The 15,759-nt window shown below is 49.6% G+C and carries 9 protein-coding genes; 6 read left to right on the forward strand and 3 right to left on the reverse strand.

Features of this window, described 5'->3' with window-relative positions:
• Window positions 1-2 precede the first annotated feature (2 nt).
• From GC178_18380 to GC178_18390, 3 genes are read left to right on the forward strand one after another with little or no spacing between them, the layout of a single operon-like run.
• On the forward strand, window positions 3-965 hold the full coding sequence (locus tag GC178_18380; protein MBI1289539.1) for a glycosyltransferase: 963 nt from the start codon (window positions 3-5) through the stop codon (window positions 963-965).
• Between the two features lie 37 nt (window positions 966-1,002).
• The gene (locus tag GC178_18385; GenBank protein ID MBI1289540.1) at window positions 1,003-2,310 is read left to right on the forward strand and encodes an NAD(P)-binding protein; all 1,308 of its coding nucleotides are present in this window, start codon (window positions 1,003-1,005) and stop codon (window positions 2,308-2,310) included.
• Between the two features lies 1 nt (window position 2,311).
• Entirely contained in the window at window positions 2,312-4,228 is a 1,917-nt protein-coding gene (locus GC178_18390; protein MBI1289541.1) for a hypothetical protein, read from the forward strand.
• On the opposite strand, the gene GC178_18395 is transcribed toward GC178_18390, so the two are convergent.
• Window positions 4,225-5,193, reverse strand: coding sequence for a hypothetical protein (locus GC178_18395; GenBank protein MBI1289542.1), 969 nt, complete (start codon window positions 5,191-5,193; stop codon window positions 4,225-4,227). The two genes, GC178_18390 and GC178_18395, sit on opposite strands and share 4 nt — an antisense overlap.
• 545 nt (window positions 5,194-5,738) lie before the next feature.
• On the opposite strand from GC178_18395, the gene GC178_18400 reads away from it, so the two are divergent.
• The 3 genes from GC178_18400 to GC178_18410 all read left to right on the forward strand — a co-directional run bounded on the left by GC178_18400 (window position 5,739) and on the right by GC178_18410 (window position 13,277).
• Window positions 5,739-10,769, forward strand: coding sequence for a T9SS type B sorting domain-containing protein (locus GC178_18400; protein MBI1289543.1), 5,031 nt, complete (start codon window positions 5,739-5,741; stop codon window positions 10,767-10,769).
• Between the two features lie 113 nt (window positions 10,770-10,882).
• Window positions 10,883-12,520 (forward strand): GNAT family N-acetyltransferase, encoded by a 1,638-nt coding sequence (locus GC178_18405; protein MBI1289544.1) that lies wholly within the window; start codon window positions 10,883-10,885, stop codon window positions 12,518-12,520.
• A 1-nt stretch (window position 12,521) separates the two neighbouring features.
• On the forward strand, window positions 12,522-13,277 hold the full coding sequence (locus GC178_18410) for a hypothetical protein (protein MBI1289545.1): 756 nt from the start codon (window positions 12,522-12,524) through the stop codon (window positions 13,275-13,277).
• Here the strand turns inward: GC178_18410 and GC178_18415 are convergent.
• Window positions 13,260-14,120, reverse strand: coding sequence for an endonuclease (locus GC178_18415; protein MBI1289546.1), 861 nt, complete (start codon window positions 14,118-14,120; stop codon window positions 13,260-13,262). The two genes, GC178_18410 and GC178_18415, sit on opposite strands and share 18 nt — an antisense overlap.
• Before the next feature lie 923 nt (window positions 14,121-15,043).
• Window positions 15,044-15,619 carry a T9SS type A sorting domain-containing protein gene (locus GC178_18420; GenBank protein MBI1289547.1) on the reverse strand — a complete coding sequence of 192 codons (576 nt, stop codon included), beginning with the start codon at window positions 15,617-15,619 and terminating at the stop codon, window positions 15,044-15,046.
• Window positions 15,620-15,759 lie beyond the last annotated feature (140 nt).

Below are 15,759 nucleotides of genomic sequence, written 5' to 3' on the forward strand. Positions count from 1 at the left end.
CGATGATCTCGATTGTTGTACCTGTTTTCAATGAAGCGGAGAATGTGGATGTTCTCTGCGAACGGCTCCGACAGGAGGCATTGAAGTGGGATGACGATTTCGAGACGATCTTCGTGAATGATGCCTCCACAGATGGCACACGGGAACATGTTCTAAAGCAAATAGCTCAGGGATTTCCTGCCTCGTTGGTTCAGTTCTCCCGCAATTTCGGACATCAGGCGGCCATAACTGCTGGGCTGGTGCATGCCAAAGGAGATGCGGTGGTTGTCATGGACGGTGATCTTCAGGATCCGCCAAGCGTTATCACGGAGTTCATCCAGCAATGGAAAAACGGCCACGATGTGGTCTATGGCATCCGCACCAAGCGCAAAGAAGGGTTTTGGCTGCGTTTCTCGTACGCGGCTTTTTACAACGTTCTGTCTGCTGTGGGTAACATTTCCATACCCAAAGACAGCGGAGATTTCTGTTTGATGGACCGAAAAGTGGTGGATGTGCTGGTCAGGGAAATGCCCGAACAGATACGTTTCGTGCGCGGGTTGCGGGCCTACGCTGGGTTCAGGCAGATCGGAGTGACATTCGAACGTTCTGAACGGATTCATGACACTTCGAAATACTCGGGCAAGAAATTGATCGGTCTGGCTGCGGATGGCATTTTCGGCTTCTCCACCTTGCCACTTCGCATTGCCAGTTATTTGGGATTGTTGGTGGCACTCGGCTCGTTTCTGGTCGGTCTGTTTTTCATCTTTCATCGCATCTTGGACTTCAAGATCTTCGGGTATTCACCTGCAGATGTTCCAGGAATGGCATCCTTGGCGGTTGGACTTTTCTTCCTTTTCGGCATCACGCTTACCATTCTCGGAATCATCGGAGAGTACATCGGACGGATCTATTTGGAGGTGAAGAAACGGCCGCAGTACATCATTGAGGAAGTCATCAACCCTAACTCGGATTCGATTGGCAACTGAGTCGGATATTCTTGTCATCGGTGGCGGAATTACGGGTATGAGCATGGCGTATCTGGCTGCTCGAAGTGGGAAAACCGTGACCGTTCTGGAAGCTGGCGAGAAATTCGGTGGACTGCTTGATACGTTTGAGATCGGTGGTACGCGGCTCGAAAAATTCTACCACCATTTCTTCTTGGATGACAGGGAATTGCATTGGCTGCTGCACGAATTGGGGCTTTCGAATAACGTGATGTACCGCGAAACTTCCATGGGAATTTACCGCGATGGGAAGATCCACGATTTCAATACGCCTACGGATCTGCTGCGGTTTTCTCCGCTCAATCTGTTGGATAAGGTCCGATTCGGTGCTACCAGTTTCCTGCTTGGGAAGTTTTACAACTGGAGGAAACATGAAGAGCGTTCGGCTTACGAATGGTTCAAAAAATGGTGTGGTGAACGCGTGACGGCCACTATTTGGGAACCGCTGCTCCGTGTGAAGTTCGGGGTGCATTACAAAGATGTTCCATTGGCATGGATGATCGGACGGCTGGGGCAACGGCTGAACTCACGCAAGAATGGAAAGGAAATGCTTGGCTATCTCGATGGCAGTCTGCAAGTGCTGAACGACCGATTGACCGAGCGATTGAGAACAATGGGCGTGCAACTGGTGGCTTCATCGCCAGTCACGGAAATTCTGGTCGAAAACGGAAAAGTGAGCGGGGCAAAGACAGCAGCAAGTGAATTCAGAGCCAACCAAGTGATTGCCACCGTTCCGAATCAAGTGATCGCTCAATTGATCAAACCGTTGAACGAAACTTTCGCGGCCAAACTCAATGAGGTGAAATATTTCGGAGCGTTCTGCACCATTTTGGAGCTTGACCGACCATTGAGTCACGTTTACTGGCTGAACATGGCCGATGCCGATTTTCCTTTCGGTGGCGTTATCGAACACACCAATTTCATCGGAGCGAACAAGTATGGGAACACGCACATCGTTTATCTTTCAAGATACTTTACGGCTGAAGAGGAAATGGCCAAACTATCGGAAGAGGAATTGAAACAGACCATGTTGCAGGGCGTTCGAAAAGCGTTTCCCGAATTTTCGGAAAAGCATCTGAAGAACGTGCATGTTTTCCGAACGAATACAGCGGCCACGGTCTGCGACCTGAACTTCTCAACCAAGGTCAAAGCATGCCGATCGGAAATAGAAGGTTTTACCATAGCCAATATGATGCACATTTATCCTGACGAACGCAGCGTAAATAACGCCATCCGCGTGGCCGCAAATGTTTGCCAGTCGTTGGGCATGGATTGCGAGGAAGTTCCGTTGGGAAATTCATTATCAGGTCAGATTGGAATCAAATAACATGGGTTTCAATCTCAAAAAGGAAAATCTGACCGTCACCGCCTTGGGGCTTGCGCTTTGGGGGCTTTACGCATTCGCCACGGCATTTCCCGATTCGCTTTGGGGATTGCATCATCTCGCTTTTCTCAGCCCTGTAGCTAAAGCAAGTTACCTTTCGTTGTCCTTCATGTTGGTGCTTTCAGGTCTTTTCGACCTTCCATCTTTCCAATTTAAAAACCGATGGCGATGGCTTGCGGTGGTCACGGTTCCGATTCTCTGTGGTCTTGCATACTATCACTTTCCGTTTGCGGCCTCACTTACAGGAGATGCCGAATTGTTCAACCAGAAAATGGGCGAACGCACCACAGAGTTCTATCCGCTTTTTGTGGAAAAACTGCTGTCTCCGAACATCTTTCATCCGAAGACAGGCAACACCACCGTGCTCAGCGGCATTCGCTTGATGTCCTACTATTTCGGCATTACGCACCATGAAGCTTATCGCTGGTTGGGAGCAGCTTCAGGTGTGCTGTTCATTTTCCTGTGGTTTCTGTTGTTGATGGGCTTGGAGCTGAACGGAAGCAAATTCATGGTTGCTTCCATCATTGGTGTCTTCGCACCATTTTCGCAGTTCTTTTTCGGGTACGAAGAGATCTATGCGCCCACGTATCCTGTGCTGCTCGCGTTTCTGATTACACACGTCATCTCATTCCGTAAACCGAGTATCGGATGGCTGCTGGTGCAACTGTTTTTAGCCTTCCTCTGCATGAAATTCCATGCCGTGTTTGTGCTGCTTTTCCCATCGGTTCTCTTGTCAACCGTGTTTGTCATTTCCAAAAAGTTGAACCGCCCAACTGCTTGGTTCACTTGGCGAAAGATCTCGTTGTTTGTGTTGCTGCCGATCACCATCGCAGGGCTTTTTGTCTACTTCTTCATTACCAAGGATTACAATGATCCAGGGTTTCTGGGTGATGATGTGAACATCTACGAGCGGCTTTTCCTGCCCATCGTCAGTCCGCCCGCGCCTTTGGACCGCTACAACCTTTTCAGCTTCAATCATGCGTTGGATTATTTCAACATGCTCTTCCAATGGTTGGGCGGAAGTATGCTCGTGTTACTTGCTGTGTTTATTGTCCTCAGGAAAAATGTTCGTTGGAACTGGCCAGAATTGGTCAGCGTTGGACTTGCTTCCATCCTGTTCCTCATGATCTATTTCGCGTACAACCCGTTGATGTCAATGCCTTATGACTACGACCTGTTTTCAATTGTGGGTCCTGTTTTTCTGGTGTTCATTGTGCTGGTGCTGAAAAATGACACATCGAAGCAATCCATGAACTGGATCGGTCCAACGCTTGGTATCTGTCTGCTTGCGTTGCCAATGTTTCAGGTCAATGCATCAGCTTCCGCGCTATCGTTTCGGTTAGAAAATGTGGGCGAACATGTGTTCAGAACCTACTGGATCCGTTCGGCAGGGGACATCCGATCAGCGATTGAACTTTCTGTTCACCCGCAGGAGAGATTCCAACGATTTGAATCGGTTATTGACCATTTGGAACCGTACGCGACCAAAGGAAATGACACGGAATATGCCCACCTACTTCTGGAATTGGGCAAACTCTATCGACAACCGAAAGGAGATTACCAATCCGCTCTTGCTTGCCACCAAAAAGCCAAGGAATATGATGCCGACTTTCTGGCCAACTACATTGGTCTGATGGAATGCAATTACATGCTTGGGCGCTACCGCGAAGCATTCAATTACAGCATGGTTCTGGTGCAACACAACTTTCCTTCGGAACAACAGGCATTACGGATTGCCATTGAATGTTCATATCAGGCGCAAGAGCTGGGATTGACCGAGGAACTTTGCAAGCGCTTCCTGAGCAAATGGAACGATTCTGATATCAGAGAGCATTTGGTGTATCTCTCCGAACGGAACTAAACTGCGTTCTGCCGGCTTTGCTCAATTCGAGCGTACAATTCCTGATTTCTTTGAATCACGGCATCGATTTCGCTGATCTCTTTCTGACTTAGAAGTTCCTTCCATTTGGTCAATGAATCTCCAGAGGTTGATGTGTTTCGGTGCTTCAGATTCAATTGCTGGATTCTTTGTTCCTCGCTTCGATGCGCTTCTTGCAGGTTGAGAAACCGAAAAACGTTAGCCATGGTGCTTGCCTGATCATTCACCAACTGCTCGTAATTCAGGATCAGAATACGATCACTGAGCGCAGAAATCGCATTCAACGCCAGTTCATTCAGCCTGAACCACATTTCCACTATCTCGGTCATTGATGGAATAGCTCCTTGCGCCAAATTCACTTCAAAACGCGTGTTCCAGCAACCTTCAGAGTTTGCTGGGAAAGAGTACTCCGTTCGACTGTGCTTCAGACTTTCCTCAAAAAAGTACTTCGTGCTGGAACTGTACCCGAAAACATCCCGAATGATGATGATGAACTTGGCTTCAGGGAAAAGCGCATTCGCATATTCCAATTTGTTCATCAGGTGCGGAGACTTGTTCATCGGAACGATGTGCTTCCAATCATAGTTCATCCTTCCGTGTCCTTCGTCCCAGTAGGTGTTCAACCGCATCAATTTGCGCTTCATTCCCTGTCCATCACGAACAAAATTTGCAATGTAATCGGTCAATTGATAGGTGAACGTTGGGTTCGCATTTGCTGCGGTCAGATGATCGCACGTGCCAAGCATTTTGGCTCCTCCGATGGCAGTCCAAACCTCATTCATTTCCGCGCCTATCCGCAACAATTGCGGGTGCGTGTGCAGCAGATTGCTGAGCAGGGTTGTCCCGCTGCGCATGCAACCAGTAATAAACAATGGCCCGTTCGCGTGCACCGCCTCAGGCTGTCCCTGACTGCCCAATAAGTTCCTCAACAAAGGCGACAACTTCATTTGAGTCTAAACAAACGAAAAATGTCGATAAGCTGCTTCTTGTATTGAGCTGTTGGTTTATGAGAAGCACGTTTCAGCGGTGTGGTTGATGACCATGTTATTGTGCAACCACCTCTGAATACATCGGCCCAAGTTTCGGGCCTTCAGTATTGAAAACGTCATTTTTTGAAATTGGAATGACATTCAACGAGTTTTGTTTTCAGGCTGATAGTGTGCTTTGATCCATCTTTTTCAGATTCTTCCAAACCTGACAGTACCCGGTTTTTGTTGCGCTGAACCTGAGTCAATACGAGGGCATGGAAGAAGCCGCTGATTATCCGGGATAGTTCGACTTTTCTCTTATCCCATTCTGTACATACAGATAACTGAAGCATGATTAAGATAGAGCCGCGAGTTCGCATATTAATATGTAATTAGTAAAAGTTCAAAAGGCATCGATCGTCTGAAATGAGGCAACCAAGGCGGCTTTCGGTAGTTTATATGACCAAGCATCAACAGAAATTTTGATAGCTTCGACCACTTTGCGATAAACCAAAAAAAATTGAATGCCAACCCCGACCATTCAAAGATCAGTTAGTAGCGTGTGGACCATTGCATTCGTCATGGTCTGTTTTTTTTCCGCAAGGTCTCAGAACGCCTCATCTGGCTGGGTTCATGCCATGGAGGATCAGAAGGCCTTTATCGAGAACAGGTCGCAGTTTGATGGTCTGAACAGAACAGACGACCAGATTTTATACGCTATCGACCATGGAGATACCAAGATCTTCTTTACCGAAAAAGGGATTACTTATCTGTTCACCGAGACCGAGAAGAAAAGCGAAGAGGAACTTGAATCGGAGCATCCGGATTGGGAGAAACTAAGCCACGCAGAGCGAGAGCGGCTGGAACACGAAGTGGAAGCGACAACGGATGTTGTTCACATGCTTTGGGTTGCGCCAAGTTCAGAGTTGAAGGTTGTGTCGGAAGACAAACGCGAAGACTATTACAACTATTCGGTCGGAGATCATTCCATTGATGGCATTCCCGCGTTCAAGCGGATCAAGTACCAAAATGTGTTCGATGGTATTGATGTGCTTTTCGAGTTCCATCCTGAAGACGGCATCAAATATTCGTTCATTATCCGACCCGGAGCGGATCCATCACAGATCGCCATGCGCTATGAAAGCGTCAATGGGCAGCAGTTGGATGAGGATGGCACGTTGCATCTTCCAACGGTTTTTGGCGACATTCTGGAACACGCGCCTGTCAGTTTTTACAAGGATGGCGGCCAAAAGATCCCTTCAGGGTTTGTGCTCGATGGCAACATCATCCATTTCCAGTTGGATAATTATGATCCTTCCCGATCGGTGGTTATCGACCCTTGGGTGCAAACGCCAACGTTGGCAAGCTCAAACAGTGTTTGGGAATGTGACGTAGATCAATCCAGCAACGTTTACATCATTGGAGGGGAAAATCCGCTTAAGTTGTTGAAATACAACTCAGGCGGTGCGTTGCAATGGACCTTCTCCACCGCCTATGACACGGTGGGTGGCGATTGGCTGGGATGTATGGCAACGGATTTCAATGGCAACAGTTTTGTGTCCAACGGTTCAAGTGCCGCATTGACCAAAGTAAACTCGGCCGGTTCGCAGCAGTTCAACGTGAACGGTGCCGGGCTGAGTGACGAGTACTGGACGATCTCATTCAACTGCGATCAGACAAAGTTGATCATCGGGGGAACTACTGCATCGGGCCTGTTCGACCTGAAAGCCGGTATTTTCGATGTCAGTCCGTCTAATGGAAGCATTCTGAACACGCAGGCGGTTGCAATAGGCAGTACGACTTCTTTCCCGCCAACGGTCCAAGAGGTTCGCTCGCTATCGCCAAGTAAAAATTCGCGATACTATTTCTTGACGCATGACACCATTGGAGCGATCGATCAGAGTTTTTCCCCGTGCTATAGCGGTGAGCCCATCTTCAAGGAAGATCATGGCTATCACCTTGGTTACAAGATGGAGAATTATCGTCCCAATAACGGCAATGCCGGGATCCGGGCCATCCGCGCCAACGACAGTTTTGTGTATACCCACAATGGAACGACAGTGCATAAACGGTCGTTGATCAATGGTGCAATACTCGGCAGCGCAACCATACCTGGCGGTCAGTCCTCTACAAGTTTGGGTTTGAATGTGATCAGCAACTGCGGCATTGATATCGATGATTGCGGGAATGTGTACGTGGGCTCAACAAATGGTGTTTACAAGTACGATGCGAACCTGAACCTGATCACATCCTCCTCCACCAGTTTTAAAGTGTATGCCGTAAAGGTGAACTATAATGGTGAGGTGGTGGCCTGCGGCTCGACCGGCACCAATGCTGACGTGAACAGGACCGGTTACGTACAATCGTTGGCCATGAGTGCCTGTGCGCCATTGGAGAATATTTGCTGCGACCCGAACATCTGTCCTGCGGGGCCATTCTGCCAAACAGACGCACCCGTTACGCTAACCGCGGGAGACCCCGGTGGCGTTTGGGCCGGAGATGGAATTACCAATTCCTCTACGGGTGTTTTCGACCCATCAGTGGCAGGCCCAGGCGTGCATACCATCAGTTACACACTTCCTTGTGGAGCCGATTCCATTTACATTTCAGTAAGTGCCTGTACTCCTTTGGAAGTCTGCCTCGAGAACAACGGGGATCTCACAGTTCTCAACGGAACAGGGCCGTACACATGGGATGAATGGGTTACCGGAATTTCCACCCCCATTACCAATCAAGCTGAGTGTGAAGCATGTGGTTACACATGGGTTCCATTTGTCAACACGTGTTCGGGAGGAACCACTTGTGCAAGCTCAGCTGGCTGGTCCAATTTTGCCACAGGAACTACGGTCACACCAACCAATTATCCTGTCCGAGTGGTGGATGCCGTTGGCGATTCGCTGGTGATAAATGACCCGAACACCTTGACGCCATGTACCCAATGCGCGCTGCCAACGGTTACCTACACTACGCAGGATCCTGCATGCGAGGGCGGTGCAGATGGTTCCATCGATCTGACGGTAACGGGGGCTTCCACCTACGATTTTGCTTGGGATAATTCGGCCACTACTGAGGACATCAGTAACCTGACCGCAGGAGGCTACCAAGTGACCATCACCGATCAGACCGACCAGACCTGCGATACCACATTTACCGTTACACTGAATGACGGTACGTCCCCGACCATTTCGGGCATTAGCATTACAGACGCTTCCTGCGGTAATGCGGATGGCCAGATAGATGTAACGGCTGCAACGGCCACACAGTTCAGTTCGGATGGCGGAACGAATTTTCAAGCAAGCGGCAGCTTTCCGGCTTTGGCTGCCGGTTCGTATGATATTGTTGTGGAAGACGCCAACGGCTGTCAGGCCGATTCCACGGTTTCCGTCAATAACGCCAACGGACCGAGCATCGATAACCTCGCCTCAACCGACCCTAACTGTGGGGCAAGCGATGGTACCATCGACATTACAGCAAGTGGCGGAGCAACTCCGTTGCAATACAGTATCGACAATGGGGTCACATTCCAATCTTCAGGCTCATTTACAGGGTTGAACGCAGGCAGTTTTGATATTGTGGTGGAGGATGCAAATGGTTGTCAGGCGGTGGATCAGATCGATCTGAACAGCAGCGGTGGCCCGACCATCGATAACGTTTCAACCACCGATGCAACCTGTGGTGTTTCCAACGGACAGATCGACATTACAGCATCAGGCGGTACGCCTCCGTTGTCTTATAGCATCGACAATGGAACAACCACGCAAACCACTTCCAGTTTTACGGGGCTGGCTGCTGGAACGTATGATGTAGTGGTGGATGACGGGCAGGGCTGTCCGGCCACGCAGCAGGTGACGTTGAACAGTTCGGGTGGCGCGACCATCGACAATGTGGCGGTAACGGATGCAACCTGTGGTCAGGCCGATGGTCAGATAGACATTACCGCAAGCGGTGGAACAGCTCCATTGCAGTACAGTACAGACAATGGTCTGACCTTCCAGAACGGTTCGCAATTCACGGGTCTTTTGGCAGGAAACTACGACCTCGTGGTAGAAGATGCAAGCGGTTGCCAGACCACGCAATCGGCCTCGGTGGCCAATGGCGGTGCTCCTACCATTTCCAGCATCACACCAACAGATGCGCTTTGCAAAGGCGACTGCAATGGCAGCATTGATGTGGTTGCCGTGGGTGCCACACAATACAGCATCGACAATGGAACCACCTTTCAGGCAACGGGAACCTTTACAGGGATCTGCGCAGGAACCTACGATGTAGTGGTGGACGATGGCGCGGGCTGTCAGGCATTTGGTCAGGCAGTTGTGGGTGAACCCGCTGCGGTCACGGCAAGCTCCACGTCAACAGATGCCACCTGTTCGGGCGCATGCGATGGAACAATTACGGTGAATGCAGGAGGTGGTGTTTCTCCATATCAGTATAGCATCGACAACGGCTCCAGTTTCCAAGGTTCCGGAAACTTTGCTTCGGTGTGCGATGGTAGCTATTCTATCGTGGTGGAAGACGCCAACGGTTGTCAGCAGACGGCCAATGAAACGGTCAACGTTCCGAACCCGATCACATTCAATTTCTCAACGGTGGATGTCACCTGTTTCAATGATTGCGATGGCTCGGCCTCCGTTACGGTGGCTGGAGGAACTTCGCCCTATTCGTACAGTTGGTCGAGCCTTACAGGAACGGGTTCTACTCAGAGCGCGGTCTGTGCCGGAACGTACACACTTACCATTACGGATGATAGCGGATGTAGCGTTGACACCACATTCCAGATAACGCAGCCTGCCTTGGTTGCCATTGAGAATGTGCTGGTAACAGCAGAAGGATGCGAAGGCGACTGCGATGGAAGTATCATTATCCAGTCATCAGCAGCCAATGCTTTCAGTATTGATGGTGGCGATACATTTGAACCCACAGCCGATTTCCTCGATCTGTGTTCGGGAGATTACGCCATTATGGTTCTGGATACCATAAGCGGTTGCGGAAATTCAGATTCAGTTGCCGTGGCTCCTGGAGCGCATGTGGTGTCCGATTTCGTGCCGCGACCAGATGTAGTGAGCGAATTCGATTCGGAGATCCTGTTCGACAATAACTCCATCGGGGCAACAATGTACGAGTGGCATTTCGGTGATGAGAACTTCTCGTATGATGAGAATCCGAGCTACGATTTCCAAAATGAGCCGGGAACGTATCTGGTGTGTTTGGTGGCAGATAACGGACTGGGTTGCATTGATACCTCCTGCAAGTATGTGGATGTGACACCGATTTTCACCATTTACGTTCCGAACGCATTCACCCCAGATGTCACCACGGGCAAGAATGATGTCTTTTTACCCATCATTGGTGGCGATTATCCTGACACGTATCACCTCCAGATCTTTGACCGTTGGGGTGAGCGGGTATTTGAAACCAACAACATTGATACGGGTTGGGACGGCACCTACAAGGACAAGCAAGTGCAGAAAGGGGTCTATGTGTGGATGATCGAAGTGGAGAAGGTCGAAGGTGGCTTCAACCGCAAGTTCGTAGGGCACGTTTCGGTGGTGAGATGATGCTGTAGCGTTCGTTCAACTTCTGGAAACGTGGCGGTGCCAAACTGATAATATTCCCTTCAGATTCAGGATCTATTGAAGCATCAACTTCGTTGTTGATATTCTGAACCTGCATGGGCATTCCGCTTCAAGTCGCGACCGATAGGCCGCAACAGACCGAAACATTCATCCGATCATTTCTTGATGCATCGCGCATCAGAGTTCAGGTTGCAGAATCGGAACTGGGCCGTGTTCCCGCCACAGGCGGATGCGTGATCCTTGGTAACCGATTGTTCGGACCTGCCGACCCCATTCTCCTCATCCATGCCATCTCATCAGTGCGGAAGGATGTGGTCGTGCTCACATCTTACAACTTCAGAGCATATCCCGAATTGCAGGACTGCATAACGTTTTTGAACATTGAAGACACCGAAGAGAAGCTGCTGCTTCAGTTCGAGGCATTGCTAAAGAAAGACAAAGTGGTGGTTGTGTTTCCTGCGCGGCAGGGAACCATCAGCCGCATAACGGCCAATATTGCCTTGGACAAACGCTGGCATCCGAAGTTGCTGAAGGTGCTTTTCCTCCTGCGTCAGCCCATCATTCCCGTTTATCTGCGTACCGATTCCATCATCAGTCTCGTTCATTCCAAAACGTTCTCTTTCGATAGGATGACCTCCTTTTTCAAGGACTTGAATGCGAAAGAAAAGAACGTCAACATCCGCATTGGCAAGCCGATAACCGATGAGGTGAAACGCACGTTCTTCCGTGCCGATCATTTCGGGAGATATGTTCGCGCCAAGCTCTATGCGCTGGGAAGTCCGTTGCAAGTGAATGCCTTCTTTTCGGCTACGCGGAATTCGCAAAGCATGGTGGAGCGGCAACCGATAGGAACGGCCATTGACGGGGCTATTTTGGAGAAGGAATTGGCTGCGCTGCCATCCAAAAACCGTTTGCTGTCGCAAGGAAACTTTGATGTGCTGATAGCCGCAGCGCAAAGTGTGCCGATGACATTGAAGGAGATCGGACGGCAGCGCGAGATCACCTTCCGAACGGTTGGAGAAGGAACAGGCGAAGCCTTGGACCTGGATGAGTACGACATGTACTACCATCAACTCATTCTTTGGGACAGGGAAGCGCGCAAGATAGCAGGAGGTTACCGCATCGGGTTCGGACACGAGATCATGGAACTGTACGGCAAGCGCGGGTTCTACCTGCATTCGCTGTTCAAGTTCAAGCGGCCGTTCAATAAGATATTGGAGCAATCCATTGAGCTGGGAAGATCTTACGTGACACCCGAATACCAAAAGGCGCGCCTGCCGCTTTTCCTGCGTTGGAAAGGCATTCTGGCCGTGCTGCTGCAAAACCTCGGTTACCGCTACCTCATCGGTCCTGTCAGCATCAGCAACGAGTATTCGAGCTTCTCGCGGCAGCTCATCGTGGCCTTTATCAAGAAGTATTACTGGAACACGGATCTGGCGCAGCACGTGAAGCCGCGCAAGGCATTCCGACCTGCCAAACGCGACCTCGACATCGAGGCCATTGTGGATCAACTCGGGCAGGAAATGACGGAGATAGACCGCGTGATCGAGGAAGTGGAGCCACACAATTTCAAGCTGCCTGTGCTCATCAAAAAGTACATCAAGCAGGAGGCGAAGATCATCGGGTTCAATGTCGATCCGAGCTTCTCGAACGTATTGGACGGACTCATTCTCCTCGATATGATGGACATTCCGATCGAGACATTGGAAAACCTGAACCGCGACCTGAACTGATTTGCAAACGCTCCGCGGAATTTATCGGCTTTTCGGGTTTCTCATCCTCACCTGCATCTGCATTGCCAAGATCCTCGTGCTTGCCGTTGTGAAGGGAAGGGACGTGAAACGCGCCATCAACCTACGCAGAAAGTTGGCGCAACAACTGGTGCGTTTTCTGAATGTGCAGGTTGAAGTAACGGGAACCGTTCCAACGGACGGCATCTTAGGTGTCACGAACCATCGCTCGTACATCGATTCCATCTGCATTTTCAAGAATTTGGATGCCTGCCCCGTGGTGAAGGCCGAGGTGGGCAAATGGCCCATTATCGGTTTCGGGCTGCGACATTCAGGAACCGTTTTCGTTGACAGAAAAAGCAAGGAAAGCAGAAGACGCACGCGTCAGCAGATCGCGGATTTTGTGAAGCAAGGGATTTCCACTATTGTGTTTGTGGAAGGCACCACGTATGTCGGGCCCGAAACGGGGGAATTCCGCCCAGGTACGTTCATGACGGCCGTGGAAGGCGGTTTTGCGGTCATTCCTATTGCTATCGAGTTTGAGAAGCAAGACATGGCGTGGGTCGGAAAGGACACCTTCATCCCGCACTTCATGGAGGTTTTCGGCAAATGCAGGGAATCGCGTGTAAAAGTGGCTTTTGGAGACCCGATAAAGAGCGATGATTGGGAAACGCTGCGCGATGAGAGCCAAGCGTGGATCAGCGCCAAACTGTTTCAGATGCGGGCGGAGTTCGACCGTGGCTCAGAAACGCAACGTTGAGATTACAGGCAGGTGGTCTGACGGATAGTTCTTCCCGTCATTCTCATCCAAAATGCTGTATGTGCTGCACTTCAGTTGTTTGGAGTAGAACACATGGTCGATGCGTTCACCTTCGTTCTCGCCAACGGCAAACCCGCGCCCCGTTGTTTTCGGACCGCTCTTGTAGCACGAGAAAGCATCCGAGAACTCCGAAGTAATGGTCTTGTACGGTTCGCTATCGGGACTGAAGTTGAAGTCACCGATAAGCACAATTGCATCATCCTGCGCCATTTCCTTGGCCTTCTTTATTATCAGTTTGGCACTTTCCTGCCGCGCCTTCTTTCCCTTGTGGTCGAAGTGCGTGTTGAAAACCCACACGGCTTTGCCCGTCTGTTTATCGATGAGCTGTGCGTAGGTGCAGATGCGTGTAATGGCCGCATCCCAGCTTTTGCTACCCGGCATTTCGGGGGTTTCGCTCAGCCAGAACGTGCCGTTGTCGCGTAGGTTGAAGCGGTCCTTTCGGTAATAGAGCGGGCTGTATTCGCCTTTCTCCCAGCCGTCATCGCGGCCCACGCCAATGCGACCGTAAGCGGTAAGCAGACTGTCCATGAATTCGGTCTGCTCCTTCAATGCTTCCTGAAGTCCCACTACATCAGCCTGTTGCGAAAGCACCAGTTTCAGCACCTTCTCCTGGCGGTTGGGCCATGCATTCTCGCCATCCTTGGGGTTGTTGTAGCGGATGTTGTAGGTCATCACCTTCTGGGCATTCTGCGCCAATGAACTGCTATGGGAAACGAGCAGTGAAAGGCCGATGAGCAACGCGGCCTTCGTACGGAATAAACGCAAATGTAGGTGCTGCATCATTTGGATGTGAAATTAAGGGAATACCGCAATTGGCGATTTGATGCCGCCACATGGTCATCGAAACTTAACGGTTACTTTTGGTTGAGGTTAGTATTAGGTCACCGTTTTAAACATATTGTTGCTCGTCACCCTTCGACTTTCAGTTCGTTACTGTGTATAATAATCCCCAAAGGAGAAGTCCGAGTATAGCACTTAGAGACGCGAAGTACAGTTTTCCTTCATCCCACCAGCGCTTTTTCGCCTGAGGTTTCCAACTATAAATTCGCAGATATATGTGAGTGCCAATTACCAAAACAGAACATGGAAACAACAACAAGGAAAACAACGCCCAAAATTCTGCTCCGTCAGGTAACAAGTGAAAAATTGCTGAGTCGAGCAATTGAAGAAAAAGGAAGAAATACGGCAATAACAATAGGATGAAAGTCAATCGCCTCAAATTTGTAGCTGTGTTTGCCGAATTCAATATTCAGAATCAATCTGATGGAAACATTTTACACTAAATATAACACATTGATTAATAGCTGCGACCATATCAGATTCAATACAAGGATCCGAAGCCTTTGGGAGAATCTGTTTCGGGTCGCTCATTCAGCATCGAATCCAATTCATTGCATTTCGGGCAGATCATCAGGTATGCCATCGGCCCTTTAGGTTGTTGTAGCGGATGTTGTAGCTCATCACCTTCAGGGCATTCTGCGCCAATGAACTGCTATGGCAAACGAGTAGCGAAAGGCCGATGAGAAACGCGACCATCGGACGGAATAAACGCAAGGGTTGGTGCGGCATCATGTAGCGGTGAAATTAATGGAATACCGCAATTGGCGATTTGATGCCGCCACATGGTCATCGAAACTTAACGGTGAGTTTCTGTCTTCAGGTTGCCACAGTTACCATTACATGGAAAAGGTCGATTGAAGGCCAGGTCACTCTTTCACTACTTTGCTTATTTGCGGTTTTCCGTTGATAGTGTAAGCTTCAATCAGATACATACCAGTAGGTAGGGAAGAGAGGTCGGTCTGCCAACGGTTGAAGGAGTCTCTTTGCAGGGACTGAAGCCTTCGGCCAGCAAGGTCGGTGAGCCATACTTGAGTAAGTGGAGTGTTGGCCTTCACAGTGACCGTATTCTGAACGGGATTGGGATAGATATTCGCTTTAGGTTTTTCTACTGAACCTACATCTACATACCCTGTGTAGGTGTAGTAATAATCAGTAATGCTGATACAATCTGCACTGTCTGAACTCATTTTGATCCAAGCGTCAATTAACCTTATCTGGTCGGTGATTTTCACAAAGAGGTATTTGTTCGACTGACCAAACCAATACCCTTCAATATGATCGAGTGTTGGTACTACTACATCCGTTTCCCGACTGTAAAGGGTGACCGTTTGATCTGACATTGCGGTTGTATCCAGATCGTAGTTCACGCTGTCTGAAACTTCAGCAAATGTTGTGGTTCCTGCGGTTGCTATGCGAGTTTCTCCTACCGGGGACATTTGCATACGCGCGTCTCCCTATAACGGATGGCAAGATAATTGAAACCCTTACAAATAAAGGATTGTAGCATGAATTTGATAGCGATACATAGAAAATACAATACACAGAAAAAGTGTATTCAATTACTGGAAGAAATACGCTGGAA

This window comes from Flavobacteriales bacterium, from assembly GCA_016124845.1.
Classification (GTDB): domain Bacteria; phylum Bacteroidota; class Bacteroidia; order UBA10329; family UBA10329; genus UBA10329.

Coding starts and splice junctions, on each gene's coding strand:
- GC178_18400 (MBI1289543.1), top strand. CDS start 5,739: ATGCCAACCCCGACCATTCAAAGATCAGTTAGTAGCGTGTGGACCATT.
- GC178_18405 (MBI1289544.1), top strand. CDS start 10,883: ATGGGCATTCCGCTTCAAGTCGCGACCGATAGGCCGCAACAGACCGAA.
- GC178_18420 (MBI1289547.1), bottom strand. CDS start 15,619: ATGCAAATGTCCCCGGTAGGAGAAACTCGCATAGCAACCGCAGGAACC.
- GC178_18395 (MBI1289542.1), bottom strand. CDS start 5,193: ATGAAGTTGTCGCCTTTGTTGAGGAACTTATTGGGCAGTCAGGGACAG.
- GC178_18380 (MBI1289539.1), top strand. CDS start 3: ATGATCTCGATTGTTGTACCTGTTTTCAATGAAGCGGAGAATGTGGAT.
- GC178_18385 (MBI1289540.1), top strand. CDS start 1,003: ATGAGCATGGCGTATCTGGCTGCTCGAAGTGGGAAAACCGTGACCGTT.
- GC178_18390 (MBI1289541.1), top strand. CDS start 2,312: ATGGGTTTCAATCTCAAAAAGGAAAATCTGACCGTCACCGCCTTGGGG.
- GC178_18415 (MBI1289546.1), bottom strand. CDS start 14,120: ATGATGCAGCACCTACATTTGCGTTTATTCCGTACGAAGGCCGCGTTG.